Here is a 24,786-nt window from a genome sequence, read left to right on the forward strand (position 1 = left end):
GACGACCGGGGGGTTTGTCTATGACTGTATTTGATGGCTTCCGGGATCAGGCGCGCACGCGGTCGCGGATGCGTTCAGGGGTTCTGGCGGTTCTTCTGGCCTCGGCGGTGGGGATTGCGGCGGTGCCGGTTCCGGTGTCGGCGCAGGGCTACCGTTTTTCCAACGTGACGATCGAAGGCAACCAGCGGATCGAGCCGCGCACGATCCTTGGCCATGCCCGCATCGGCCGGGGCGATGCCATGTCGGCCGCCGATCTGAACGATGCCTACCAGCGCCTTGTGAACACCGGCCTTTTCGAAAGCGTCAGCCTGACGCCGCGGGGCGGCACGCTGGTGATCACGGTCAAGGAATACCCCACGATCAACGTCGTCAACTTCGAAGGCAACAAGCGCCTCAAGGCCGAAGATCTGACCAAGCTGATCGAATCGCGCTCGCGCAAGGTCTATTCGCCGTCGGTGGCCGAAGCCGATGCCGCCACGATTGCCGAGGCCTATTCGGTCGCCGGCCGCATGGCCGCCCGGGTCGAGCCGCGGATCATCCGGCGCAGCGACAACCGCGTCGATCTGGTCTTTGAAATCGCCGAGGGCAAGGTGGTCGAGGTCGAGCGCCTGTCCTTTGTCGGCAACCGTGCCTTTACCGATCGCCGCCTGCGCCAGGTCCTGCAGACCAAGCAGGCCGGCCTGCTGCGCCAGCTCATCAGCTCGGACACCTATGTTGCCGAGCGGATCGACGTCGACAAGCAGCTGCTCAAGGATTTCTACCAGTCGCGCGGCTACATCGACTTTCAGGTGATGGACGCCACCTCGGAAATGGCGCGTGAACGTGACGGGTTCTTCGTCACCTTCACCGTGCGCGAGGGGCTGCAATACAGCTTTGGCAACACCCGCGTGGTGTCCGAAATCGACGGTGTCAACGCCGAGGATTACGCCCCGCTTCTGCGGCTGCGGCCCGGCGCGATCTATACGCCATCGGATGTGGAAACCGTCATCGCCCGGATGGAGTCTCTGGCCTCGCGCAAGGGCATCAACTTCCTGCGCGTCGAGCCGCGCATCAAGCGCAACGATGCCGAGCGCCGGCTGGACATCGACTTTGCCCTGGTCCGGGGCGAGCGGATTTTCGTCGAGCGGATCGACATCGAGGGCAACACGACCACGATGGATCAGGTGATCCGTCGCCAGTTCCGCACCGTCGAGGGCGACCCGCTGAACGCGCGCGAAGTGCGCGAGGCGGCCGAACGCATCCGTGCGCTTGGCTTCTTTGAAACCGCCAGTGTCGAAGCCGTCGAAGGCACCAGCGCCGAGTCGGTGATCGTCAAGGCGACGGTGGCGGAAAAGCCCACCGGCTCGCTGTCGTTCGGGGCCAGCTATGGCAAGTCCGACGGGGTCGGCCTGACGGTGGGGCTGTCGGAATCAAACTTCCTTGGCCGGGGTCAGTATGTCGCGGTCGATCTGAACATCGGCGCGAACGATGCCAGCTCGTCCTTTACCTTCTCGGAGCCGGCGGTTCTGGGACGCGATCTGAAGTTCACCTTCTCGGGGATCTACACGCAGTCCGAGGCGAATTATTCCACCTGGGATTCGCGCTTTGCCCAGGTCGGTCTGGCGCTGGAATTCCCGATTTCGCAGAACTCGCGGCTTGAAACCCGCTATACGCTGAACAAGTCGCGGATTTTCAACGTCGAACAGACGACTGCGCCGCTGTCCAGCCCGATCCTTGCGCGCGAGGCGGCCCGCGGCTCGCTGGTGGGCTCGGCGGTCGGCTACATGTACAGCTGGGACAACCGCCGTGGCGGTCTTTCGGGCGAGACGACCAACGTGTTCCGCTTCAGCCAGGATCTGTATGGGCTTGGCGGCGACCTCAAGTTCCTCAAGTCCGAACTGTTCGCCGGCACCCAGACCAAGATCCTGAATGGCGATGTGACCTTGCGTGCCCAGTTCGAGGCCGGCGCCCTGGCCACGTCGGGCGGCAATGGCACCCGCGTGAGCGAGCGGTATTTCCTGGACGGCAAGTTGCGCGGGTTCGAACCCTTTGGCCTTGGCCCGCGTGATACCACGGCAGGCAAGAACGACCCGCTGGGCGGCAACTACTTCGCCGTTGCGCGGTTCGAGGCCGATTTCCCGCTGGGTCTGCCCGAAGAATACGGCATCCGGGGCGGCGTGTTCATGGATATCGGCTCGGTCTGGGGCCTGAACGATACCGTCGGCGCCACGGGCACCGTGGATGACAAGCTGCGCCTGCGCTCGTCGGTCGGGCTGTCGCTGCTGTGGGATACCCCGCTTGGGCCGCTGCGGTTCAACTTCTCGAGGGCAATCAAGAAGCAGACCTACGACAAGGTTCAGAACTTCGACCTGACGATTTCGACGAAGTTCTGATGCGTCGCCCGGCCTTTGGCCTTGCTGCACTGGTGATGGCGCTGGCCGCCGCTTCGGCCGCGCCTGCGCAGGTTACAGCGGTGCCAGACCAGGGCGCCTTGTCGCAAGGCACCGTCCAGATGCCCTTCGTGACCCTGGACGAGGCGCGGCTGTTCTCCGGCTCGCGCTATGGCCAGGCCCTGCTGGCTGAACTCGAGACCGAACAGAAGGCCCTTGCGACCGAAAACCGCGAGATCGAGGCCGAGCTTGCCCGCCGCGAAAAAGACCTGACCGAACGTCGCCCCAGCCTGTCGGCCGAAGATTTCCGCGCGCTGGCCAATGCCTTCAACACCGAGGTCGAAGACCACCGGAACGCGCAGAAATCCAAGGAGCGCGCAATCTATCAGCGCCACGACGAGGCACGGCTGCGCTTTCGCGACGTGGCCAATCAGGTGCTGGCGCAGGTGATGCAGGAACGCGGCGCGCTGGCGATCATTGCCGAAGAGGCGATCGTTCTGGGCTTTCGCGAGATCGACATCACCGATGCGGCCATCGCGCGCATGGACGATCTGGTCGGGGATGGCAGCAGCCTGCCGCGTCCCGAATCCGGGCCCCCCGCCCAGCCGGCCTCGCCCTGACGGCCGTTGCTGGACAGCCGGGGCCTGAGTTGCTAGCAAACCTCATGCCGCGCCAGGCGCGGTGTCGCTGGAAGGATATGTGATGACCGAGGCCCCTCGCACCGAAGCCGATCTTGATCTCATCATGCGGATCATTCCGCACCGCTACCCGTTCCTGCTGGTGGACAAGGTGCGCGACATCGTGGTCGGCGAGTCCTGCGTGGGCATCAAGAACGTCACCTATAACGAGCCGCATTTCACCGGCCATTTTCCCGGCCTGCCGATCATGCCCGGCGTGATGATCATCGAGGCGATGGCGCAGACCTCGGGGATCCTGGTGGGCCTGACGATGGATCTGGTCGACAAGAACGCCAAGGTGTTCTTCATGGGGGTCGAGGCCGCGAAGTTCCGCCGCAAGGTGGTGCCGGGCGATGTGCTGGAACTGCATGTCAAGGCGCTGCGCGGGGGCGGCCGGGTCTGGAAGTTCGAAGGCCGCGCCATGGTCGGCGGCGAACTCGCCTGCGAGGCGACCTTTACCGCGATGTTCGACGTGGCAAAGGGCTGAGCCATGGCCATCGACCCCGGCGCGCAGATCCATCCGACCGCGGTGATCGAGGAGGGGGCCGTGATCGGCCCCGGCTGCGTGATCGGCCCGTTTTCCCTCGTCGGCCCCGAGGTCACGCTGGGCGAAGGCGTGGTGCTGAAATCGCATGTCGTCGTTACCGGCTGGACCGAGATCGGCCCGGGCACCGAAATCTGGCCCTTTGCCGTGGTCGGCGAGGTGCCGCAGGATCTGAAGTTCAAGGGGGAACGCACCCGCCTGATCGTTGGCGCGCGCTGCCGCATCCGCGAGGGCGCCACGCTGAACACCGGCACCGAAGGCGGTGGTGGCATCACCCGTGTGGGCGACGATTGCCTGCTGATGACCGGATCGCATGTCGGCCATGATGCAACCGTCGGCAACCGGGTGATCCTGGCCAATCAGGTGGCGATCGCCGGCCATTGCTGGCTGGGCGACGATGTGATCGTCGGGGGGCTGTCGGGCATCCACCAATGGGTGCGCATCGGGCGCGGGGCGATCATCGGCGCGGTCACCATGGTGACCAACGACGTGATTCCCTTTGGCCTTGTCCAGGCGCCGCGGGGCGAGCTGGACGGGCTGAACCTTGTCGGGCTCAAGCGGCGCGGGGTGAACCGCTCCGAGATCACCGCCCTGCGCGCCGCCTATCAGATGCTGGCGCAAGGCGATGGCGCGTTTCTTGATCGCGCGCGGCGGCTGGCCGAGGAAACCGAAAGCACACATGTGCGCGAAGTCACCGACTTCATCCTCGGCGCCTCGGACCGCTCGTTCCTGACACCGCGCTAGGCTGGGCAAGGCGCTCGTGGCTGGCGGCAGATGCCTCCGGCGGGGGTATTTGGGGCAAGATGATGCGCGCCCGTCCTGGTATCATCTTGCCAAAAATACCCAATCGACGCTGGCCACAGGCGCATAGCTGCAAGGAAGGCGCGGGCGGTGGGGTCGGATGCCTCCGGCGGGGGTATTTGGAAGAAGGTGAAGCGACATGAAGCGAATCGCGGTCATTGCAGGGCAGGGCGCCTTGCCCGGTGCGGTTGTGGCGGCGCTTGGGCAGGCGGCGGTCTTTGCGCCCGAGGGGCTGGAGATCGCCTTGCCCGCCGAGCGGTTCCGCTTTGAACGCCTGGTGCCGTTCTTGCATCATCTGGTCGATCTTGGGGTGACGGGGGTGGTGCTGGCCGGCGCCATGACGCGGCCGCGGCTCGATCCGGCGCTGTTCGATCCGGCCACCGCGCAGCTGGTGCCGCGGCTGCTGGCGGCGATGCAGGCGGGCGACGATGCCACGCTGCGCGAGGTGATCGCAGTGATCGAGGAGGCCGGGCTGGAGGTTCTGGGCATCGAGGCCGTGGCACCGGGGCTGATTCCCGGGCCAGGTGTGTTGGGGTCGGTCCAACCCTCGGACCTTGACCGGCGCGATGCCGGGCGGGCGGCGGCGATCGTTCAGGCACTGGGTGCGGCTGATGTCGGGCAGGGCTGCGTCGTGGCAGGCGGGCTGTGTCTGGCCGCCGAGGCGCTGCCGGGCACCGATGCGATGCTGGACTGGGTGGCGGCGGTGGCCGGAAGGTTGCGACCCGCCGGGGTGCGGGGCCTGATCTACAAGGCGCCCAAGCCCGCGCAGGACCGCCGCGCCGATCTGCCCGCGCTGGGGCCAGAGACGGTGCGCAAGGCCGCCGCCGCGGGCCTTGCCGGGATCGTCTGGCAGGCAGGCGGTGTTCTGCTGCTGGACCGGGCCGCCATGGTGGCCGAGGCCGACCGTCTGGGCCTGTTCCTGTGGTCGCGCGAGCCATGAAGCTGTTCCTGATCGCGGGCGAGCCATCGGGTGACCGGCTGGGCGGCGCGCTGATGGCCGGGCTGCGCGCGCTGACCCGGGTAGAGTTTGCCGGTGTCGGTGGCCCCCTGATGGAGGCGCAGGGGCTGACCAGCCTCTTTCCGATGGAAGAGCTGTCGGTGATGGGTATTGCCGAGGTCTTGCCCAAGTATTTCCACCTCAAGCGCCGTATCGCCCAGACGGCGCAGGCGGTGCTGGACAGCGGGGCCGGGGCGCTGATCACCATCGACAGCCCGGATTTCTGCTTGCGTGTCGCGCATATCGTGCGGGCGGCGCGGCCGGGGTTTCGCATCATCCATTATGTCGCGCCCTCGGTCTGGGCCTGGCGGCCCGGGCGGGCGGCGAAAATGGCACGGGTGGTGGATCATGTGCTGGCGCTGTTGCCGTTCGAGCCGCCCTATATGGAAGCCGCCGGCATGAGCTGCGATTTCGTCGGCCATCCGGTTGTGGCCGAGCCTGTGGCGGATGCGGCGCAGGTGGCGGCGTTTGCGGCGGCGCATGGGCTTGCCGAACCCTGGCTGCTGGCCTTGCCCGGATCGCGGCGGGGCGAGGTGTCGCGGATTGCCCCGGTGATCGGTCAGGTGTTGCGCCAGATCGACTTGCCGGTCGTCCTGCCCACCGTGCGCGGCGTCGAGGCGCTGGTGCGCGAGCTATCGGCCGACTGGCCGCGCCAGCCGCTGATCGTGACCGATGCTGCGGACAAGCGCGCGGCCTTTGCCGGGGCGCGGGTGGCGCTGGCGGCCTCGGGCACCGTGTCGCTGGAACTGGCGGCGAACGGGGTGCCGATGGTCATTGCCTATGACATGAACTGGCTCAGCCGGATCCTGATTTCGCGCCTTTTGCGGGTGGATACGGTGACGCTGGTCAATCTGGTGGCCGACAGCCGCACGGTGCCCGAATTCCTCGGCCCGCGCTGCCGGGCCGATCTGATCGCCCCGGCCTTGGCCGCGCTGATCCCCGATGGCCCGGCCCGCGACGCCCAGTCGCAGGCCATGGCGCTGACCATGGACCGGCTGGGCAAGGGTGGCGAGGCCCCCGGCCTGCGCGCGGCACGCTCGGTCCTGGCCCATCTGGGCTGAGCCCCCGCTTGCCCCCCGGCGCCCCATCCGTTAAGCCCGCAGCAACAAAACATGCCCCAGCGAGGCCCCATGTCCAAGGAAAAGGCCCCCCGCCGCCCCCGCGCCGAGACCCCCAAGGGGTTTCGCGACTATTTCGGCGCCGAAGTGACCGAACGCAAGGCGATGCTTGATGCCATCGCCGAGGTCTATCAGCTGCATGGGTTCGAGGCGCTGGAAACCTCGGGCGTGGAAACCGTCGAGGCTTTGGGCAAGTTCCTGCCCGATGTCGACCGCCCGAACGAGGGCGTGTTCGCCTGGCAGGAAGACAGCGACTGGCTGGCGCTGCGCTATGACCTGACGGCGCCGCTTGCGCGGGTCGCGGCGCAGTATCGCAACGATCTGCCCACGCCCTACCGGCGCTATGCCATGGGCCCGGTCTGGCGCAACGAAAAGCCGGGGCCGGGGCGGTTTCGCCAGTTCTATCAATGCGATGCCGATACGGTCGGCGCCCCTTCGGTCGCGGCGGATGCCGAGATCTGCGCCATGCTGGCCAATGCGCTGGAGCGCGTCGGCATCCCGCGCGGCGACTATCTGATCCGCGTCAACAACCGCAAGGTTCTGAACGGCGTGATGGAGGCGGCAGGCGTTCTGGACCCGGCCGATCCCGCCAGGTTCGCGCATGAACGCGGCATCGTGCTGCGCGCCATCGACAAGATCGACCGTCTGGGCGATGCGGGCGTGCGCGCCCTGCTGGGCGAGGGGCGCAAGGACGAGTCGGGTGATTACACCAAGGGGGCCGGGCTGTCGGCCGATCAGGCCGAAGTGGTGATGGCCTTCATGGCCGCCAAGCGCACTGACGGCGCTGCGACGCTGGCGGCGCTGCGCGATCTGGTCGGTGGCTCGGCTGTCGGGCTTGAAGGCGTGCAAGAGCTGGACACCATCGCCGCGCTGCTGTCCGCCCAGGGTTTTGGCCCCGACCGGATCGAGGTGGACCCCTCGGTCGTGCGCGGCCTTGGCTATTACACCGGCCCTGTGTTCGAGGCCGAGCTGACCTTTGAAATCCTGGACGACAAGGGTAACAAACGCCAGTTCGGCTCGGTGGCCGGGGGCGGGCGCTATGACGATCTGGTCAAGCGCTTTACCGGGCAGGCCGTGCCGGCCACCGGCGTCTCCATCGGGGTCGATCGCCTGCTGGCCGCCCTGCGCGCCAAGGGTCGCGTCGGCGCGGAAGCGCCCGGTCCGGTCGTCGTCACCGTGATGGACCGCGACCGCATGGCCGACTATTTCGCCATGGCCGCCGATCTGCGCAACGCCGGGATCCGGGCCGAGGTTTACCTCGGCAACCCCAAGCAATTCGGCAACCAGCTGAAATACGCCGACAAACGGCAAAGCCCCGTCGCCGTCATCCAGGGCACGGACGAGGCCGGGCGCGGGGTCGTCGTGCTGAAGGATCTGGTGCTGGGTGCCAAGATCGCCCAGTCCGCCACGCTGGAAGAATGGAAAGACCGCCCCGCGCAGGTGGAAATTCCGCGCGCCGATCTGGTGCAGGCCGTGCGCCAGATGCTGGAAGGCTGATCCCATGCCCATCAGCCCCGCCGCCCGCGCCGAGGCCGCGCGCCTGTTCGCCGCCTTTCAGGAGGCTGGCGCGCAGCCGATAGAGGCCGACATCCTGCAGCCCGCCGATACCTTGCTGGACCTTTACGGCGAGGATATTCGCGGCCGCGCCTATGTCACCTGGGATCCTCTGCGCGGCGAGATGATGCTGCGCCCGGATTTCACCGTGCCGGTGGTGCAGATGCACATGGCCCATGGCGCCGATCCTGCCCGCTATTGCTATATGGGCGAGGTGTTCCGCCGCCAGGATCACGCGGGCCCCCGCGCCAGCGAATATCTGCAGGTCGGCTACGAGGTCTTTGCCCGCGAGGCCCCCGAGACCGTCGAGGCCGAGGTCTTTGCCCTGTTCGACGATCTGCTGGCCCCCCTGCGCCTTCGGACGGCAATGGGCGACATCGGCCTTTTGATGGCAGCGGTCGAGGGGCTGACCGCCACCCCGCGGCGCAAGGCCGCGCTGATGCGCCATATCTGGCGCCCGCGCCGTTTTCGCGCGCTGCTTGACCGCTATTCGGGCTGCACTCCGGCGCCGGCGGCGCGCATCAAGCTGCTGGAAAAGCTCGCCACCGGCACGCCCGCCGATCTGATGGCGGCCGCCGGGCCCCAGATCGGCCTGCGCGAGCCTTGGGAGATTGCCGAACGCGCCGCCGCCTTGCTGGAAGATGCCGCCGCCCCGGCGATCCCCGCGCGCGAGGCCGATCTGATCGACGACCTGCTGCGTCTGTCCGCCCCCGCCCCTGAGGCGCTGGAGCGGCTGATGGATCTGGGCGTCGACATGCCGGCGATCCGCCCGGCGGTCGAACGTCTGGCCCAGCGGCTCGAGGCGCTGGAACGCGCGGGCGTCTGGCTCAGCCAGGTGACGTTTGAACCGAACCACGGCCGCAGCCTGCTGGAATATTACGACGGCTTCGTCTTTTCCTTCCATTCCGACCGCCCCGGCCTGCCCCCGGTCGCAACCGGCGGGCGCTATGACGCGCTGACGCGGGTGCTGGGGCAGGGGCGGGAAATCCCGGCGGTCGGCGGCATCATCCGCCCCGGCGTCGTCGCCACCCTCAAGGAGGCCCGCGCATGAGCCTCAAGATCGGCGTGCCGTCCAAGGGGCGGCTGATGGAAAAGACCTTCGACTGGTTCGGCGCCCGCGGCGTCACCATGAGCCGCTCGGGCGACGAGCGGGAATATTCCGGCCGGGTCGACGGTGTCGATGGCGTGCAGCTGGTGCTGCTCTCGGCCGGCGAAATCCCGCGCGAACTGGCGGCGGGGCGCATCCACCTTGGCGTGACCGGCACGGATCTCATCCGCGAGAAACTGGCCGACTGGCCCGAACAGGTGGCCGAGGTCGCGCCGCTGGGCTTTGGCTTTGCCGATCTGATCATCGCCGTTCCGAACTGCTGGATCGACGTCGACACGCTGGACGATCTCGATGCGGTCGCGGCCCAGTTCCGCGCCCGCCACGGCCAGCGCCTGCGCATTGCCACCAAATACCACCGCCTCGTGCGCGACTTCCTGCGCGAGGCCGGGGTTGCCGAATACAGCCTTGTCGACAGTCAGGGCGCCACCGAAGGCACGGTCAGGAACCTCACCGCCGAGGCGATCGCCGATATCACCTCCTCGGGCGAGACGCTGCGCGCCAACCACCTGAAAATCCTGTCCGACGGGCTGATCTTGCGCAGCCAGGCCGAACTGTTCGCCGCCCGCGCGGCCGACTGGTCGCCGGCTAACCGCACCATCCTGTCGGCCCTGACCGCCCGGCTGGGCCTGACCACCCCGTCACTGCCCTGATCCTTTCGCCTTGATCCAAATATCCTCGGGGGGTGAATTGGCCCTTGGGCCAAGAGGGGGGCAGACGGCCCCCCGTCTCCCCCTCCAACCTGCACGGGCGGTTGAGCGAAGGCGCCCGGCAGGCTAACACAGTCAAAACCCTCACGGAGGATCCCATGTTCGACCTTACCGGCAAGACCGCGCTGATCACCGGCGCCTCGGGCGGCATCGGCGCCGAGGTGGCCCGCGCCCTGCACGCCGCGGGTGCCACGGTGACGCTTTCAGGCACCCGCATCGACCCTCTGGTCGCGCTCAAGGAAGAGCTGGGCGAGCGGGCGCATTATGCCACCTGCAACCTGTCGGACAGTGCCTCGGTCGAGGAACTGCCCAAGGCGGCGGCCGAATTGATGGGCGGGCGCGTCGACATTCTGGTCAACAATGCCGGGATCACCCGCGACAACCTGTTCATGCGGATGTCGGATGACGAATGGCAATCGGTGCTGGACGTCAACCTGACCGCCAGCTTCCGCCTGATGCGCGGCTGCCTGCGCGGCATGATGAAGGCGCGCTGGGGCCGCATCGTGTCGGTCACCTCGATCGTCGGTGTGACCGGCAACCCCGGCCAGGGCAATTACGCTGCGTCCAAGGCTGGCATCATCGGCATGTCCAAGTCGCTCGCCCAAGAGGTTGCCAGCCGCGGGATCACCGTCAACTGCGTGGCACCGGGCTTTATCGCCACCGCCATGACCGACAAGCTGAACGACGAGCAAAAGGGCCGGATCTTGCAGCAGATCCCGGCCGGCCGCATGGGCGATGCGCGGGAAATCGCCGCTGCCGTGCTCTATCTGGCCAGCCCGGAAGCGGCCTATGTTACAGGCGCGACACTTCATGTGAACGGCGGCATGGCGATGGTGTAACCATGCCGCAGGGCGGCGGAAACAGTTTGCGGCGCCCTTCGAACATGCTATAGCCCTGCCGGATCGCAGGTGACTCCGAAGAGTTGAAAACACCGGCCCTGCGGACGATATGGGACAGACTGCGGGACTGAAAGCCCCGCCCTAGAAAGGAAGAACCATGAGCGACATCGCGGACCGCGTGAAGAAGATCGTTGTCGAGCACCTGGGCGTCGAAGAAGACAAGGTGCTGGAGAATGCCTCGTTCATCGACGATCTGGGCGCTGACAGCCTCGACACGGTCGAACTCGTGATGGCTTTCGAAGAAGAATTCGGGATCGAGATCCCGGATGATGCTGCCGAGACCATCCAGACCTTCGGCGACGCGGTGAAGTTCATCACCGAAGCCTCGGCCTGAGGCCGATCCGGGCCCGCATGGCCTGACAGGGCGCCCCCTTGGGGCGCCTTTTGTTTTGCGCCCATCTGGGGCGGTCTGGGGCTGGCCGGGCAGGGGGCTTTCTGCCCCCTCTGCGCGCCAAGGCGCGCATTCACCCCCGAGGATATTTCAGGACAGATGAAAGGCCGCGTCGGCAGCCGCCGGGGCGGGCGTGCTGCCTGCCTGATGGGGTGTGCGGGACAAGGCACGGGGCTTGCGGTTCTGGCGCGCCATATCAGGTGGCGGGGGATGCGAAAAGGGGCGGGGTGTTGCCACCGCCGCCCCCATGTTGCCCAGTCTGCGGATCACTCTGCGGCTTCGCTCAGCCCCTTGCGCGGCGGTGGGCGCAAGGTCAGCTCCAGCCGGTCAAGCCGCGCGGCAAGGCTTTCGCGCTCGGCCTCGGCCTCTGTCAGGCGGCGGGTCAGTTCCTCGGGGGGCAGCGCCGGAAGCTCGTCTTCCTTGGTGCCGACGACGCCGCGGAACAGCCGGCCGATCAGGCGCGACAGATCGTCCATGATCAGATAGAAGGCCGGCACCACCACAAGGCTGAGCACGGTCGAGACGATGATCCCGCCGATCACCGCGGTTGCCATCGGCGCGCGGAAGGCCCCGCCTTCGCCCACGCCAAGCGCCGAGGGCAGCATCCCCGCCGACATCGCGATCGAGGTCATCACGATCGGCTGGGCGCGCTTGTGGCCGGCCTCGATCACGGCCTTCATCCGCTCGAGGCCCTGAACGCGCATCTCGATGGCAAAGTCGATCAGCAGGATGGCGTTCTTGGTCACGATCCCCATCAGCATCAACATCCCGATCAGCACCGGCATGGACAGGGCCGAACTGGTCAGGATCAGCGCCGCCGCAACCCCGCCAATGGCCAGCGGCAGCGAGAGCAGGATGGTGAAGGGCTGGATCACCGACTTGAACAGCAAGATCAGCACCGACAGGACGAACAGCAGGCCCATCACCATGGAATTGGTGAAGCTGACCATCAGCTCGGCCTGCACCTCGGCGTCGCCCGCCTCCTTGACGCGCACCGAGGGCGGCAGCTCGACCGAGGCCATGATCTCTTTCATCCGGTCCGTGGCCGTGCCAAGCGCGACGCCCACGGGCAGGTTGGCGCCAATCACCGCGCGGCGTTCGCGGTTCAGGCGGTCGATCAATGCCGGCCCTTGCGAGATGCGGATATCGGCCACCGCCGACAGCGGCACCGATACGCCCGCGCCGTTCGACACCCGCAGCGCGCCGATCCGGGCCAGATCCGACCGCGCGGCATCATTCAGCCGCACGCGGATCGGCACCTGGCGATTGTCGATCGACAGTTTCGCCAGCGCCGCATCCTGATCACCGATGGTGGCGACGCGCACGGCCTCGGCAATCGCGGCGGTGCTGATCCCGAGCCGCGCAGCCTCGTCAAGACGCGGGGTGATCTGAAGCTCGGGCCGCGGCAGCGCGCCTTCGGACGAGACATTGGCCAGGAGCGGCTCGCCCGACAGGGCCTCTTCCAGCCGGCGCACGGCCTCGTTGAGGTCGGCCTCGCTTTGCGACAGGACGGAATAGGAAATGTCACGCTCGCCCCGGTCGTTCAGCTTGACCGCGCGGGAATCGGGGATGGCGGCAAGGCGGGCAAAGATCTCGGCCTCGATCACGTTTTGCGGGCGGGTGCGGCCGTGGCTTTCCATCCTGGGAACCATCGGCCCGACCAGCGGCAGTTTTCCCGCCACGGTGGCCAGCCGATAGGACAGCCGGTGGTCCAGCTTTTCCAGAACGACGGTGATCGCCGCGCGGCGCACGTCCATGTCCCCCTTGGGCGAGGCGCCGCCCAGGACATAGATGTTCTCGATCCCCTCGACATCCTCGATGGCCGCGACCATGGCCGAGGTGGTTCGGTCGGTTTCCTCGAGCGTGGTGCCGGGTGGCAGCTCGACGCTGACCGAGATGCGGCTGACATCTTCGGGCGGCATGAAGGCGCCCGGCACCTTGAGCATGAAGTGGACCGAGATGATCAGCACCAGAATGCCGGTTGCCAGCGTCAGATAGCGGGCCGGAATCCACAGGAAGCTGCCCGTGGTCGAGCGGCGCACGAACCACAGATAGCCGCGCATGAAGGGGCCGTCCTTGTGGCCGTCGTCATGGGCGGCGTCCTTGTCGCGCATCAGATAGGCGGCCATCATCGGGGTGATCAGCCGCGCCACCAAAAGCGAGAAGAACACCGAGATCGCCACCGTCAGGCCGAACTGCCGGAAATACTGCCCCGGAATGCCAGGCATGAAGCTGACCGGCGCAAAGACCGCGATGATGGTGAAGGTGGTCGCGATCACCGCCAGCCCGATTTCATCCGCCGCCTCGATCGAGGCACGGAAGGGCGATTTGCCCATGCGGATGTGTCGGGCGATATTCTCGATTTCCACGATGGCATCGTCGACCAGAATCCCCGTCGCCAGCGTGATTGCCAGGAACGACACCAGGTTCAGCGAGAAGCCCAGCAGGTCCATCACCCAGAAGGTCGGGATGGCCGACAGTGGCAGCGCGGCCGCCGCGATCAGCGTGGCACGCCAGTTGCGCAGGAAGGCAAAGACCACCAGCACCGCCAGTGCCGCGCCCTCGATCAGCGTGTGCAGTGCGCTTTCGTAGTTGCCATAGGTGTAGAACACCGTGTCATCGACCAGCGTGATCGACACATCCGGGTGCGCCGCGCGCAGCATGTCCAGCTGTTTGGCCACCACCTCGGCAACCGAAACCTCCGAGGCGCCCTTGGCCCGGTAGATGGCAAAGGTCACCACCTGATCGCCATTGAAGCGCGAGAAGCTGCGCAGCTCCTCGAACGTGTCCTTGATCTCGCCCAGTTCCGACAGGCGCACGAAACGCCCGCCGCCCAGCGGGATCATGGTCTGCGACAGGCGCTCCACCGTATCGGCATTGCCAAGGGTGCGGATCGCCTGTTCGCTGACCCCCACCTCGGCACGGCCGGCGCCAAGGTTGGTGTTGGTCAGCCGCAACTGGTTGCTGACCGCCTGGGCCGTCACGCCCCAGCTGTCCAGCTTGACCGGGTCCAGCTCGATGCGGATTTCGCGGTCGGCGCCGCCGTAACGGTCGATCCGGCCAACGCCGGGCTGGCCTTGCAAGGCGCGCTTGACCGTATCCTCGACGAACCAGCTGAGTTCCTCGATGGTCATGTCGGGGGCCGAGACGGCAAAGGACTGGATCGGCGCGCCCTCGACGTCGATGCGCGCGACGATCGGGTCTTCGGCGCTGGCGGGCAGGTTGCCGCGGATGCGGTCGATGGCATCCTTGGTGTCCTGCACGGCCTTGTCGGTCGGGACCTCGATCCGGTATTCGATCGAGGTGGTCGACACCCCGTCCTGCACCTTGGAGAAGATGTTCTTCACCCCCGAGATACCGGCAACGGCATCCTCGATTTCCTTGGTGATCTGGCTTTCCAGCTCGGCCGGTGCGGCGCCGGTCTGGCGCATCGATACCGAGACCAGCGGCACGTCGATATTGGGAAACCGCGTGATCGGCAGGGTGTTGAACGAATTCCACCCCAGCAGCAGCAGGATGAAGAACGCCAGGATCGGCGCGACAGGGTTACGGATGGCCCAGGCGGAAAAGTTCATTGCACCCTCAATTGGTTTCGGCCAGAACCGGGTTCACCCGGTCGCCATCGCGCACGAAGGCGCCTGCCTTGGTCACGACCCGATCCCCGTCCGACAGGCCCGAGACGATCTCGACCAGCCCGGAATCGCGGATGCCGGTTTCCACCTGGGTGCGGCTGACCCGGCCTTGGGCATCGACGCGCATCACGGTCGTGCCATCGGTGCCGGTGCTGACGGCGGTGACGGGGACCGAAAGGCTCATGTGTTGAGTCACCAGGATTTCGGCATCGGCGAACATGCCGGCGATCAGAACGCCGGGCTCGTCCAGCCGGATGCGGGCATGGCCCAGGCGGCTGGTCTTGTCGACCGTCGGCTCGACCAGGCGCACGGTGCCTGCGATGGTGCGCGGGCTGCCGGCAATGCGCAGCGTTGCGCTTTGGCCCGCTGCCACGCGGATCAGATCGCGCTCGGCCAGTTCCACGCGCAGCTCCAGCGCGCCATCGCGCATCAGGGTGAACATCGGCTGCCCGGCCGCCGAGGCGATGGACCCGACCTGCGCGTTGCGGGCCACCACTTCGCCTGCGACCGGGGCGACCACGTCGGTGCGGGTCAGGTTGAGCTCGACATTGGCAAGCTGCGCCTCGACGCTGGTGGTCTGGGCGCGCGCGGCCTCCAATGACTGGCGTGCGACGGTGACGCGGGCGGTGGCGGCCAGCGCACTGGTCTGCGCCTGATCCAGCGAGGCCTGCGCAGCGATGCCGCTATCGCGCAGCGACCGGGCGCGGTCGGCCACGCGCTGCGCCTCGGCGGCGGCGGCCTCGGCCTCGACGACCTGGGCCTCGGCCTGGGCGACAGTGGCGCGGGCAGCGGCGACCGAGGCGCGCAGCTGGCTGCGGCTGAGCTCCAGTGTGGTCTTGGACAGGCGGGCCAGAACCTGGCCCTCGGCCACCTTGTCCCCGATCTCGGCCAGCAGCTCCTGAATGGGCTGGCCTTCGATCAGCGGGGCGACCTGCACGGTTTCCAGCGCCTGCACCAGACCGCCGGCAAAGATGCGGTCGGACAGCTGGGCCACCTTGACCGGGGATACCGTGATCGCGGGCAGCACCGGGGCAGGCGCTGCCTCGGGCGTGGCCGCAGTGGCGGTTTCGGCCAGGGTTGCGGCCGGGGATAGTCCGGCGGCACCTGCCAGGGCCAGAACGAGAAGCGAACGGGTTACGGGGCGGAAGGTCATTTTCTGGCTTTCTCCGGGCAGGCGGCAGCAACTTCGTCTAGCAAGGAATTGATCTGGCGCAAGATCAGCTGTGTCAGCGCCTCGCCATCGGCATCATGCACATGCAGGCGCGTGCTGCTTCCCTTGATCAGCATCACGATCAGACGGGCATGAGAGGCAAAGCGTGCCCAGGCATCTTCAAGGTCCAGTTCCGTGGCGATGGCAAAGGCGCGCACCAGATAGGTGGTGATTTCAAGCTCTATACGCCCGACAACCGCCGCCAGTTCAGGTTTGCGCAGCGCAGCCGCGGTGATTTCTGCCCGCAGCGGCGCATCCTTGCAAAATTGCGACGCGGCATTGACCCGCATGGCAAGCCCCACCCGCAGCGCCGCGATCGGATCGGGGGCGGTGACGACACGGGCAAACTGCGATTCCGCATCGCGCAGGTTGTGGCGGATCATCTCCTCGACCATCGCGGCCTTGGACGGGAAATAGCGGTAGAAGTTCCCGACGCTCATGCCCGCGGCACGGGCCAGATCCTGCATCGAGGCCCCGTCAAAGCCCTTTTCGGCAAAGACATGCCGCACGGCTTCAAGGATCTCGGCCTCGCGCGGGCGGGGGGCATGGTCAATCGGTGCAGGCGCGGACAAGGACATCATGGGCAATGGTCGATCTCGGCGGGAGTGAACGTTCATTCACGCGCAGATGGCGCCGAAGCCGTGCGCCGTCAAGGGGGGCGGGGCAGGAAAGTGGATCAGGGTCAGGAATGCTGACCATTGTGCTGCAAATTCAGGCGCCCGCGCTCAAGCCTTGCCGTGCGGTCATCACCGGGGTCATCGCGCGCAACTCCCCATCTGTCCGTTGCGATGTGGCCATCAAGGCGCCATATCCTGATGGCCCGACCGCCGACAAAGGCCGGTCTGGCATCGCAGCTGTCCCGGTTGCCCATCCGGCCCGGACGCCCGACAGACAAGGAGCCCCGATGACCACCGGCATTCATCATGTGACCGGCATCACCGCCGATGTGCAGGCCAATGTCGATTTCTATGTCGGCTTCCTGGGCCTTGATCTGGTCAAGCAGACGGGGGGCTATGAAGATGCCGAACAGCTGCACCTGTTCTATGGCGACAAGGCGGGTAGCCCCGGATCGCTGGTCAGCTTTCTGGTCTGGCAATCGGGCGGGCGCGGGCGCACGGGGTTGGGGCAGGTTGCGGAACTTGCGCTGGCGGTGCCGATGGACAGTATCGGCGACTGGCTGACCCGCGCGCTTTCCGCCCGCGTGCCTGTCGAAGGGCCGGTGCGCGAATTTGGCGAGCCGGTGCTGCGGCTGAAGGATCCTGACGGGATGATCGTCAAGCTGGTCGGTGTCAGCGGCGGGACCTTTCCGCGGCTTCGCGGTGTCACCCTGCTGACCGACATGGCCGAGGATTCGGCACGCTTTCTGGCCCGTTTCGGCTATCGCCCCGGTCCGGTGTCGGGCGCGGTGCAGCGGCTGGTGTCCGAGACCGATGTGGTGGATCTGCGCGCGGCTTCGGGCTTTGTGCGCTCGATCCCCGGGGCGGGGGTGGCCGATCATGTCGCCTTTCGTGCCCCCGATGTGGCGGCGGTGCAGGCAATGCGGCTGGCGCTGGCCGATTACGGCCCGACCCATGTGCATGACCGCATGTATTTCCTGTCGCTTTATGTGCGCGAGCCTGGGGATACGCTGATCGAATATGCCACCGATGGCCCCGGCATGGCGGTGGACGAGGCGCCGGACCGGCTGGGCCGGGTGCTGATGGTGCCGCCGGGCGATGCTGCACGGGCCGAGGATCTGCGGGTGCTGCTGCCCCAGTTCGCCCTGCCTGGCGAAGAGCGGTTTGCGATGCGCGATCTGCCCTTTGTCCACCGCTTCTATCGTCCGGCCGACCCGGATGGCTCGACGCTGGTTTTGCTGCATGGCTCGGGCGGGAACGAGGCCGACCTGATGCCGCTGGCCCATCGCATCGCGCCGCGCGCGACCTTGCTGGGGGTGCGGGGCCGGTCAACCGAGGAAGGCGTGAACCGCTGGTTCCGCCGCATGGGGCCGACCCGCTACGATCAAGCCGACATCGGGGCCGAGGCCGAGGCTTTTGCCGCCTTTATCCGGGGCGCGCAGGTCAGCTATGGGCTGGAGACAGGGCGCATGGCGTTTCTGGGATATTCCAATGGTGCCAATCTGTTGGCGGCGATCCTTCAGATCTGTCCTGACGTCGTGCGCCGGGCCGTCTTGCTGCGCGCCGTGCAACCGCTGGAGACGCCGCCCCCCGCCGATCTGGCCGGTGCGCGGGTGCTGATGCTGACCGGCGCCCGCGATCCCCATGTCGCCGATGCCCCGCCGTTGGCGGCCGCCTTGCGGGCGGCTGGGGCTGATGTGACGGTCCAGACGCTGACCGCAGGGCATGCGCTGACCGCCGAGGACGAGGCCGCGGCGCGCCGCTGGCTGTAAGGTGCGGATGCCGCATCATTCAGGCGGTGCGCGGTATGGGGATGGCGCGGGGGGCTGTTTGCCCCCCTTGGCCGTTCCGGCCAATTCCCCCCGAGGATATTTGCTTCAAGGCGAAAGGATTGGCTGTGCGAGTCTGAACAGGGTGTTCGGCCGGTCTGACGGCTGGTGTGCTGCGATCGCGGTGCCATATTGGGGTCAGGGAAAGCAAAGGGGGCCATCATGGACCTGCAAGGCATTCACCATCTGACCGCCGTGACCGCGAATGCCGGGGGCAACAAGCGGTTCTATACCGAAACGCTGGGCCTGCGGCTGGTGAAAAAGACCGTCAATCAGGATGACACTTCGGTCTGGCATCTGTTCTATGCCGACGGGCTGGCCAGTCCTGGCAGCGACATCACCTTTTTCGACGGGGCAGCCGGACCCGAGCGCCGCGGCGGGCGGTCGGTGATCCGCACAGGGCTGCGGGTGTCGGGCGATGCGCTGGACTATTGGGCGGGCCGGCTGGGCGGCAAGGTGCGGCTGCTGGATGGCCGCGCCTCGCTGGATTTCGAGGACCCCGAGGGGCAGCGCTTGCGGCTGGTGGCCGATGACAGTGGCCCGGCGCATCCCTGGGGCGGCAGCCCGGTGCCGGCAGCGCATCAGATCCGCGGCCTTGGGCCGATCACCATGTCCGTGCCCGATTTGGCGCCGACCAGGGCGGTGCTGGAAGGTGTGATGAACATGCGTGAAGAGCGGGCCTATGATCTGGACGGCGCGCGGGTGCATGTCTTTGCCATGGGGCCGGGCGGCGCGGCGGCCGAGTTGCATGTTGCGGTCCAACCTGGTCTGCCACGGGCGCGGCAGGGCGCTGGCGGGGTGCATCATGTCGCCTTTCGCACCCCCGATGCGGACGGCATCCGGCATTGGGCCGAGCGGGTCGCGGCGCATGGCATCCGCAGCTCGGGCGAGGTGGATCGGTATTATTTCCGCAGCCTCTATTTTCGCGAGCCGGGCGGCACCTTGTTCGAGATTGCCAGCGATACCCCCGGCTTCACGGTCGATGAACCGTTGGACGCCCTGGGCCAGTCGCTGTCCTTGCCGCCGTTCCTTGAGCGGCAGCGCGCGACGATCGAGGCAGGTCTGAAGCCGATCGCCTGATCAGTCAAAGGACCAGCGGCCCTCGCCCAGGGCAGGGGCTGCCTTTTCCGTCACCAGCGGGCTGCGGGAAAACCGGATCGGCGTGCGCAGGCCGGGGATGCCCTCGGGGGCGATGCGCATCGCGCGGGCGGCGATCTGCGGATCGTCCAGTGCCTCGGCCACGGTGTTGATCGGGCCGGCGGGGACGCCCGCGCGTTCCATCGCGGCGATCAGATCGGTGCGGGGGCGGGCGCTGGTGGCGGCGGTCATCAGCGGCACCAGCTCGGCCCGGTGCGCAACACGGGCGGGGTTGCTGGCAAAGCGGGGATCGGCGGACAGCGAGTCCAGCCCCAGAACGCGGCAGAGGGCCGTGAACTGCCGGTCATTGCCGCAGGCGATGATCAGATGGCCGTCAGCGGCCGGAAACACCTGATAGGGCACGATATTCGGATGCGCATTGCCCAGACGGTGCGGCACCGTGCCGCCCAGCAGATAGTTGGTCGCCTGATTGGCCAGGACGGCGGCGCCGGTATCCATCAGCGACAGGTCCAGATGCTGCCCGCGCCCGGACCGCGCGCGCTCGGCCAGCGCGGCCTGCACGGCGATCACGCCGTAAAGCCCTGTGAACACGTCGATCCAGGCGACGCCCACCTTTTGCGGCTCTCCATCCGGCTCGCCGGTCAGGTCCATGATGCCGGTCAGGCCCTGCACCATGAAGTCATAGCCCGGCTGCGCGGCGCGCGGGCCGGTCTGGCCAAAGCCGGTGACCGAGGCATAGACAAGGCCGGGGTTGCGCGCGGCCAGGGTTTCATAATCCAGCCCGAATTTCTTCAGCCCGCCCAGCTTGAAATTCTCGATCACCACATCGGCGCCGTCGATCAGCGCGGTCAGCCGGGCCATGTCGTCGGGATTGCCGAAATCGCAGGTGACCGAGGTCTTGCCCCGGTTCGCGGCGTGGAAATAGGCGGCAACCTTTTCCGTCGTGCCATCGGCGCGCGGGCGGTCAATGAAGGGCGGGCCCCAGCGGCGGGTATCGTCGCCCTCGGGCGCCTCGACCTTGATGACCTGCGCGCCAAGGTCGGCCAGCGTCTGCCCGATCCATGGCCCGGCCAGAATGCGGGCCAGCTCGACCACCTTCAGTCCCTTGAGCGGGGCGTCGTTCATCGGGGGGCTCCTTCATGGGCGGGCAGAAAGCGCAGGCCGGCACGGGCGACCAGCACGGCAAGGACGATCCGCACCAGATGGTGCAGCGTGACATAGACCGCCGAGAGCTGCAGCGAAATGGCGACCAGCGCCATTTCGCTGATCCCGCCGGGGGCAAAGGCCAGGATGACGGCCGAGGCCGGTTCCTTGACCGGGCCGGACAGTGCGATGGCAATGGCCATCGCGATCAGCATCGAGGCGGCAATCGCCACCGTGGACAGGCGGATCGCCAGCCACAGCCGGCGCAGCTCCAGCCCGGCAAAGCGGGTGCCCAGCGTGGTGCCGACCACCCATTGCGTGACGACGATCATCCACGCGGGCGGCGTCGCCTGTGTCAGCCCCGAGGCATGGGCCAGCGCCGAGAGCAGCAGCGGCCCCGACAGGACGGCGGCCGGAAAGTTCAGCCGTTGTGCCCCAAGATAGCCGATGACCCCGGCGCCCAGCAGGATCAGACCGTCGTGCCAGCCCAGCGGCAGGCGCGCGCCGGGCAAGGTGACGCCCGATCCGCTGCCGACGGCATGGCCGGTGACCAGCGAAAAGCTCATGGGGACCAGCACGATGCACAGGATCAGCCGCAGGAATTGCAGCATCACCAGCATCTGCATTTCGGCGCCCTGTTTCTCGCCCATGTCCAGCGCCTCGATGAAACCGCCGGGCATGGCGGCGAAAAAGGCGGTGGGCGGGTCGATGCGGCCAAGGCGGCGGTAGATGTGATAGGACGCCCAGTGCGCCAGCGGCACAAAGGCCAGCACCGCCAGCATGGTGGGCCACCAGTGCAGCGCCTGGGCGATGAAATCGGCCGGAAAGCTGCCCCCGATCGACACGCCAATGATCGGGATCAGCGCATAGCGCCAGTGCGGCGGCACACCGGGCAGCGCGCCGAACAGATGGACCCGCGCGGTTGCCGCCAGCGCCACGCTGATCATCGCCCCCAGCAGCACACCCAGCGGAAGACCCGCAGCCCAGCCTGCCAGCCCCCCTGCCGCGCCAAGCGCGAAGGTCGCCAGCACGGGGGGCAGCCGGTGCCCCCGCATCAGTCCAGAACGCCAGTCGGCCATGCGCGGTCCTTTCGGGCGCAAAGCATCATCAACCGCAAGGAAGTGCAAGGGCTGTCAGTGCGCTGGCGCCGGTCTGGGGTGCCTCGGGCGGGAGGTCGGGCGCAGGGGGGCGCCCCGGCCCGTGCCGGACGCGGGGGCGCGACTTACCAGTGCGGCGGGCGCTGATCGGCCAGCGGGATCGCGCCGCCTTCGGCCTCGCGCTCGGCCTCGCGTTCCATCAGCAGGCCGACGCGCCGGTTCAGCGTGTCGATCTCGCGCGATTGGCGGGCAACGATGTCGGACAGATCCTCGACTGTGCGGGTCAGGTGGGCGACAAGGATTTCAAGCTGGGTCAGGCGGTCTTGCATGCTGGGGCCCCTGGGCAAAGACGGAAGCGCCGGGGCAGCCCCCGGCACCAAGTGAATCCCGATCCGGTCATGCCCGGCTCGTCATGCCCCGGATCCCTTCGGGACAGGCCGCAGGCACTCCGGGGGCGCCCCGGCAGGGCGCGGCGTTCGGGCCTGCCCCCCGGTTTGCGCCAAAGGGGCAGAGGCGGCAAAGGATCAGGCCGGATCGGCCCCGATGCGCACCAGTTGCTTGCCATCGTTCTTGCCCTGCAGCAGCCCCATGAAGGCGGCGGGCGCGTTGTCCAGCCCTTCGGCGATGGTCTCGCGCCAGCGGATCTCGCCGGCGGCGACCAGGGGCTGCACCTCGGCCAGGAATTCCGGGGTATGGGCGTAGTGGTCAAAGACGATGAACCCCTCGATCCGCAGGCGGCGGGTCAGGATGGTGCGCCACACGGGCGGCAGGGGCGGCGGATTGTCGACGCCCGAATACCAGGCGATGGTGCCGCAAACGGCGATGCGGCCATGGATGTTCATCCGGGGCAGCACGGCCTCGAGCGTCTTGCCGCCGACATTCTCGAAATAGACATCGACGCCATCGGGCGCGGCTTCCCTGATCTGGTCCGAAAGCGCGCGCGCATCGGGCGCCGCACGGTGATCAAGGCAGACGTGGCAGCCGTATTCGGCCACGGCGCGGGCGCATTTGTCCGGCCCGCCTGCGACGCCGATCACCCGCATCCCCTTGCGCCGGGCCAGCTGGGCGGCAAGGCTGCCGACCGCGCCGGTCGCGGCCGAGACGACGATGGTTTCCCCCGCCTTGGCCTGTGCGATCCGGTTAAGGCCGGTCCAGGCCGTCATGCCGGGCATGCCCAGCACGCCCAGCCAGGCGGCCAGCGGCGCGGCCGCCGGGTCGATGCGCTTGACCTCGGAGACGGGGACCAGCGCATGTTCGGCCCAGGCCATCCGCCCTTCGACCAGATCGCCGGGCTTGAGCCCCGCATCGCCCGAGGCGATCACCTCGGCCACGCAGCCCGCAGTCATCGGGGCGCCCACCTCGATGGGCGGGACATAGGATTTCGCCGCGCTCATCCGCCCGCGCATATAGGGGTCGAGCGACATCCAGATCACCCGCACCAGAACCTCGCCGGGGCCAGGCGCAGGCAGGGTGGTCTGTTCCATGCGGAAGTTTTCCGGCCCTGGTTCGGCCTCGGGCCGCGAGGCCAGGACGATCTGGCGGGTTTGCTGGGTCATGCGCGCGTCTCCTCGGTCGCATCCGGCAAGATCTTGCCGGGGTTCATCAGGTTCAGGGGATCAAAGGCCGCCTTGATCGCCCGCATCATTTCCAGCGCCAGCGGATCCTTGCGCCGGCGCATCGAGGACAGCTTGGACAGCCCGATCCCGTGCTCGGCCGAAAAGCTGCCGTTCAGTTCTGCGACCACATCCTCGATGGCCGCGCGGATCGCGTCCATCAGCTCGGCCCCATCCTGCGAGGGGAACACGGTATAGTGCAGATTGCCATCGCCCAGATGCGCGACGGTCAGATCGGTGGCATTGGGGTCCAGCGCGGCCAGCCGCACGGGCATGCGGGTCAGGAAATCCTGCACCCGGTCCAGCGGCACGCAGACATCGGTATCGACCACCGGCCCATGGGTCAGCGCAAGTTCCGCCGCCGCCTCGCGCCGGGCCCACATGGTGGCGCGCTGTGCCTCGGTCCGGGCAACGACGGCGTCAAGGACATGGCCGTCCTCCATCAGGCTGGCCAGCGTGTCTTCCAGCAGATCGACCAGCGGGATGGACCCGTCGGGGCGCGGCTCGGTATCGCGCGGGGCGGTGGCGCCCAGCTCGACCAGAATGGTCACCTCGTGGCGCGGGGTGAAAGGCTGGCCCAGATCGGGGCGAATGGTGGCCAGCCGGTCCATGTAACCGCCGGGCATGAACTCATAGGCCTCGACCAGACCGCCCGTCACCTCTTGCAGCCGGTTCAGGACCGACAGCGCCGCCGCAAGCGAGGGGGCGGCCAGGGTCGCCGTGGCATGGGCGCGGGGGGCCGGGACCAGCTTCATCGTGGCCGCCGTGATGATGCCCAGCGTGCCTTCGGCGCCGATGAACAGATCCTTCAGCGCATAGCCGGAATTGTCCTTGTGCAGCTCTTGCATCAGGTTCAGCACCCGGCCATCGGGCAGCACCACTTCCAGCCCCAGGCACAGCCCGCGGGTGGATCCATAGCGCAGCACGTTGGACCCCCCGGCATTGGTCGACAGCGCGCCGCCCAGCATGGCCGATCCGCGCGCGCCGAACCACAGCGGGAACAGCAGGTCCTGTTCGGCCGCCGCATCGTGCAGGCGGGCCAGCACGACGCCGGCCTCGGCCACCACGATACGCGCCTCGGGCTTCAGCGCGCGGATCCGGGTCATGCGTTCCAGCGACAGCATCAGGGCGCCGGGCGCCTTGGTGCCGCCCACAAGGCCGGTATTGCCGGCGACCGGAACCACCGGCACCCGCGCCTCGTGGGCGGTGGCCATGACGGCGGCAACCTCGGCCGTCGATCCGGGGCGCACCACGGCCAGCGGCGACCAGCTGTAGGCGCCGGTCCAGTCGCGGCCATAGCGCGCGGCATCCTCGCCGGTCAGCACATTGCCTGCGCCGGTAATGGCGCGCAGACGGTCGAGCATCCTGTCCCCCGTTTCCTG

At 67.6% G+C, this 24,786-nt stretch carries 21 protein-coding genes; 13 read left to right on the forward strand and 8 right to left on the reverse strand.

The features are described from left to right. Positions 1–20 precede the first annotated feature (20 nt). The 11 genes from bamA (at position 21) to G481_RS0100745 (ending at position 11,108) form a co-directional block, all read left to right on the forward strand. On the forward strand, positions 21–2,372 hold the full coding sequence (gene bamA / locus G481_RS0100695) for an outer membrane protein assembly factor BamA (protein ID WP_084450543.1): 2,352 nt from the start codon (positions 21–23) through the stop codon (positions 2,370–2,372). Beyond that, positions 2,372–2,989 (forward strand): OmpH/Skp family outer membrane protein, encoded by a 618-nt coding sequence (locus tag G481_RS22465; protein ID WP_051294217.1) that lies wholly within the window; start codon positions 2,372–2,374, stop codon positions 2,987–2,989. The genes bamA and G481_RS22465 overlap by 1 nt, the downstream gene beginning before the upstream one ends. Before the next feature lie 82 nt (positions 2,990–3,071). Next, the gene (gene fabZ / locus G481_RS0100705; protein ID WP_028028290.1) at positions 3,072–3,533 is read left to right on the forward strand and encodes a 3-hydroxyacyl-ACP dehydratase FabZ; all 462 of its coding nucleotides are present in this window, start codon (positions 3,072–3,074) and stop codon (positions 3,531–3,533) included. A 3-nt stretch (positions 3,534–3,536) separates the two neighbouring features. Then, complete coding sequence (lpxA, locus tag G481_RS0100710) at positions 3,537–4,334, forward strand: acyl-ACP--UDP-N-acetylglucosamine O-acyltransferase (RefSeq protein WP_035024719.1); 798 nt, start codon at positions 3,537–3,539, stop codon at positions 4,332–4,334. Positions 4,335–4,530: 196 nt separating this feature from the next. Further along, on the forward strand, positions 4,531–5,331 hold the full coding sequence (locus G481_RS0100715) for an LpxI family protein (protein ID WP_028028292.1): 801 nt from the start codon (positions 4,531–4,533) through the stop codon (positions 5,329–5,331). After that, positions 5,328–6,449, forward strand: a complete 1,122-nt coding sequence (gene lpxB, locus G481_RS0100720; RefSeq protein WP_028028293.1) for a lipid-A-disaccharide synthase — start codon at positions 5,328–5,330, stop codon at positions 6,447–6,449. Before G481_RS0100715 ends, lpxB begins: the two co-directional genes overlap by 4 nt. Positions 6,450–6,518: 69 nt before the next feature. Further along, positions 6,519–8,003, forward strand: coding sequence for a histidine--tRNA ligase (gene hisS / locus G481_RS0100725; RefSeq protein ID WP_028028294.1), 1,485 nt, complete (start codon positions 6,519–6,521; stop codon positions 8,001–8,003). Between the two features lie 4 nt (positions 8,004–8,007). Next, complete coding sequence (locus G481_RS0100730) at positions 8,008–9,111, forward strand: ATP phosphoribosyltransferase regulatory subunit (protein WP_028028295.1); 1,104 nt, start codon at positions 8,008–8,010, stop codon at positions 9,109–9,111. Next, positions 9,108–9,818, forward strand: coding sequence for an ATP phosphoribosyltransferase (gene hisG / locus G481_RS0100735; protein WP_028028296.1), 711 nt, complete (start codon positions 9,108–9,110; stop codon positions 9,816–9,818). The genes G481_RS0100730 and hisG overlap by 4 nt, the downstream gene beginning before the upstream one ends. A gap of 155 nt (positions 9,819–9,973) precedes the next feature. Then, complete coding sequence (gene fabG, locus G481_RS0100740; protein WP_028028297.1) at positions 9,974–10,714, forward strand: 3-oxoacyl-[acyl-carrier-protein] reductase; 741 nt, start codon at positions 9,974–9,976, stop codon at positions 10,712–10,714. A gap of 157 nt (positions 10,715–10,871) precedes the next feature. After that, entirely contained in the window at positions 10,872–11,108 is a 237-nt protein-coding gene (locus G481_RS0100745; RefSeq protein WP_028028298.1) for an acyl carrier protein, read from the forward strand. Between the two features lie 323 nt (positions 11,109–11,431). Here the strand turns inward: G481_RS0100745 and G481_RS0100750 are convergent, their stop codons facing one another. Genes G481_RS0100750 through G481_RS0100760 form a run of 3 tightly spaced genes read right to left on the reverse strand, consistent with a single transcriptional unit; the run spans position 11,432 to position 16,588 of the window. Continuing rightward, positions 11,432–14,740, reverse strand: a complete 3,309-nt coding sequence (locus G481_RS0100750) for an efflux RND transporter permease subunit (RefSeq protein ID WP_028028299.1) — start codon at positions 14,738–14,740, stop codon at positions 11,432–11,434. A 7-nt stretch (positions 14,741–14,747) separates the two neighbouring features. After that, the gene (locus tag G481_RS0100755; RefSeq protein ID WP_035024723.1) at positions 14,748–15,950 is read right to left on the reverse strand and encodes an efflux RND transporter periplasmic adaptor subunit; all 1,203 of its coding nucleotides are present in this window, start codon (positions 15,948–15,950) and stop codon (positions 14,748–14,750) included. Further along, a complete protein-coding gene (locus G481_RS0100760; RefSeq protein ID WP_245594901.1) occupies positions 15,947–16,588 on the reverse strand; it encodes a TetR/AcrR family transcriptional regulator in 642 nt (213 codons plus the stop codon). Before G481_RS0100760 ends, G481_RS0100755 begins: the two co-directional genes overlap by 4 nt. 323 nt (positions 16,589–16,911) lie before the next feature. On the opposite strand from G481_RS0100760, the gene G481_RS0100765 reads away from it, so the two are divergent. Beyond that, positions 16,912–18,396 carry a VOC family protein gene (locus G481_RS0100765; RefSeq protein WP_028028302.1) on the forward strand — a complete coding sequence of 495 codons (1,485 nt, stop codon included), beginning with the start codon at positions 16,912–16,914 and terminating at the stop codon, positions 18,394–18,396. 219 nt (positions 18,397–18,615) lie between these two features. Then, positions 18,616–19,533, forward strand: coding sequence for a ring-cleaving dioxygenase (locus G481_RS0100770; protein ID WP_028028303.1), 918 nt, complete (start codon positions 18,616–18,618; stop codon positions 19,531–19,533). Here the strand turns inward: G481_RS0100770 and G481_RS0100775 are convergent, their stop codons facing one another. The 5 genes from G481_RS0100775 to G481_RS0100795 form a co-directional block, all read right to left on the reverse strand. Then, complete coding sequence (locus G481_RS0100775) at positions 19,534–20,676, reverse strand: CaiB/BaiF CoA transferase family protein (protein WP_028028304.1); 1,143 nt, start codon at positions 20,674–20,676, stop codon at positions 19,534–19,536. It abuts the gene before it with no gap. After that, the gene (locus G481_RS0100780; RefSeq protein ID WP_051294218.1) at positions 20,673–21,773 is read right to left on the reverse strand and encodes an AbrB family transcriptional regulator; all 1,101 of its coding nucleotides are present in this window, start codon (positions 21,771–21,773) and stop codon (positions 20,673–20,675) included. The genes G481_RS0100775 and G481_RS0100780 overlap by 4 nt, the downstream gene beginning before the upstream one ends. Positions 21,774–21,916: 143 nt before the next feature. Next, entirely contained in the window at positions 21,917–22,120 is a 204-nt protein-coding gene (locus G481_RS0100785) for a SlyX family protein (RefSeq protein WP_028028306.1), read from the reverse strand. Between the two features lie 195 nt (positions 22,121–22,315). Continuing rightward, the gene (locus tag G481_RS0100790; RefSeq protein ID WP_028028307.1) at positions 22,316–23,347 is read right to left on the reverse strand and encodes an NADP-dependent oxidoreductase; all 1,032 of its coding nucleotides are present in this window, start codon (positions 23,345–23,347) and stop codon (positions 22,316–22,318) included. Beyond that, positions 23,344–24,768: an FAD-binding oxidoreductase gene (locus tag G481_RS0100795; RefSeq protein WP_028028308.1), complete on the reverse strand. Its 1,425-nt coding sequence runs from the start codon at positions 24,766–24,768 to the stop codon at positions 23,344–23,346. The genes G481_RS0100790 and G481_RS0100795 overlap by 4 nt, the downstream gene beginning before the upstream one ends. Positions 24,769–24,786 lie beyond the last annotated feature (18 nt).

Origin of the sequence: Gemmobacter nectariphilus DSM 15620, from assembly GCF_000429765.1 — a bacterium.
GTDB lineage: Bacteria > Pseudomonadota > Alphaproteobacteria > Rhodobacterales > Rhodobacteraceae > Wagnerdoeblera > Wagnerdoeblera nectariphila.

What these genes read in the sequence shown, in the direction of transcription:
- bamA (WP_084450543.1), top strand. Translation starts at nt 21, where the DNA reads ATGACTGTATTTGATGGCTTCCGGGATCAGGCGCGCACGCGGTCGCGG.
- G481_RS22465 (WP_051294217.1), top strand. Translation starts at nt 2,372, where the DNA reads ATGCGTCGCCCGGCCTTTGGCCTTGCTGCACTGGTGATGGCGCTGGCC.
- fabZ (WP_028028290.1), top strand. Translation starts at nt 3,072, where the DNA reads ATGACCGAGGCCCCTCGCACCGAAGCCGATCTTGATCTCATCATGCGG.
- lpxA (WP_035024719.1), top strand. Translation starts at nt 3,537, where the DNA reads ATGGCCATCGACCCCGGCGCGCAGATCCATCCGACCGCGGTGATCGAG.
- G481_RS0100715 (WP_028028292.1), top strand. Translation starts at nt 4,531, where the DNA reads ATGAAGCGAATCGCGGTCATTGCAGGGCAGGGCGCCTTGCCCGGTGCG.
- lpxB (WP_028028293.1), top strand. Translation starts at nt 5,328, where the DNA reads ATGAAGCTGTTCCTGATCGCGGGCGAGCCATCGGGTGACCGGCTGGGC.
- hisS (WP_028028294.1), top strand. Translation starts at nt 6,519, where the DNA reads ATGTCCAAGGAAAAGGCCCCCCGCCGCCCCCGCGCCGAGACCCCCAAG.
- G481_RS0100730 (WP_028028295.1), top strand. Translation starts at nt 8,008, where the DNA reads ATGCCCATCAGCCCCGCCGCCCGCGCCGAGGCCGCGCGCCTGTTCGCC.
- hisG (WP_028028296.1), top strand. Translation starts at nt 9,108, where the DNA reads ATGAGCCTCAAGATCGGCGTGCCGTCCAAGGGGCGGCTGATGGAAAAG.
- fabG (WP_028028297.1), top strand. Translation starts at nt 9,974, where the DNA reads ATGTTCGACCTTACCGGCAAGACCGCGCTGATCACCGGCGCCTCGGGC.
- G481_RS0100745 (WP_028028298.1), top strand. Translation starts at nt 10,872, where the DNA reads ATGAGCGACATCGCGGACCGCGTGAAGAAGATCGTTGTCGAGCACCTG.
- G481_RS0100750 (WP_028028299.1), bottom strand. Translation starts at nt 14,740, where the DNA reads ATGAACTTTTCCGCCTGGGCCATCCGTAACCCTGTCGCGCCGATCCTG.
- G481_RS0100755 (WP_035024723.1), bottom strand. Translation starts at nt 15,950, where the DNA reads ATGACCTTCCGCCCCGTAACCCGTTCGCTTCTCGTTCTGGCCCTGGCA.
- G481_RS0100760 (WP_245594901.1), bottom strand. Translation starts at nt 16,588, where the DNA reads ATGATGTCCTTGTCCGCGCCTGCACCGATTGACCATGCCCCCCGCCCG.
- G481_RS0100765 (WP_028028302.1), top strand. Translation starts at nt 16,912, where the DNA reads ATGACCACCGGCATTCATCATGTGACCGGCATCACCGCCGATGTGCAG.
- G481_RS0100770 (WP_028028303.1), top strand. Translation starts at nt 18,616, where the DNA reads ATGGACCTGCAAGGCATTCACCATCTGACCGCCGTGACCGCGAATGCC.
- G481_RS0100775 (WP_028028304.1), bottom strand. Translation starts at nt 20,676, where the DNA reads ATGAACGACGCCCCGCTCAAGGGACTGAAGGTGGTCGAGCTGGCCCGC.
- G481_RS0100780 (WP_051294218.1), bottom strand. Translation starts at nt 21,773, where the DNA reads ATGGCCGACTGGCGTTCTGGACTGATGCGGGGGCACCGGCTGCCCCCC.
- G481_RS0100785 (WP_028028306.1), bottom strand. Translation starts at nt 22,120, where the DNA reads ATGCAAGACCGCCTGACCCAGCTTGAAATCCTTGTCGCCCACCTGACC.
- G481_RS0100790 (WP_028028307.1), bottom strand. Translation starts at nt 23,347, where the DNA reads ATGACCCAGCAAACCCGCCAGATCGTCCTGGCCTCGCGGCCCGAGGCC.
- G481_RS0100795 (WP_028028308.1), bottom strand. Translation starts at nt 24,768, where the DNA reads ATGCTCGACCGTCTGCGCGCCATTACCGGCGCAGGCAATGTGCTGACC.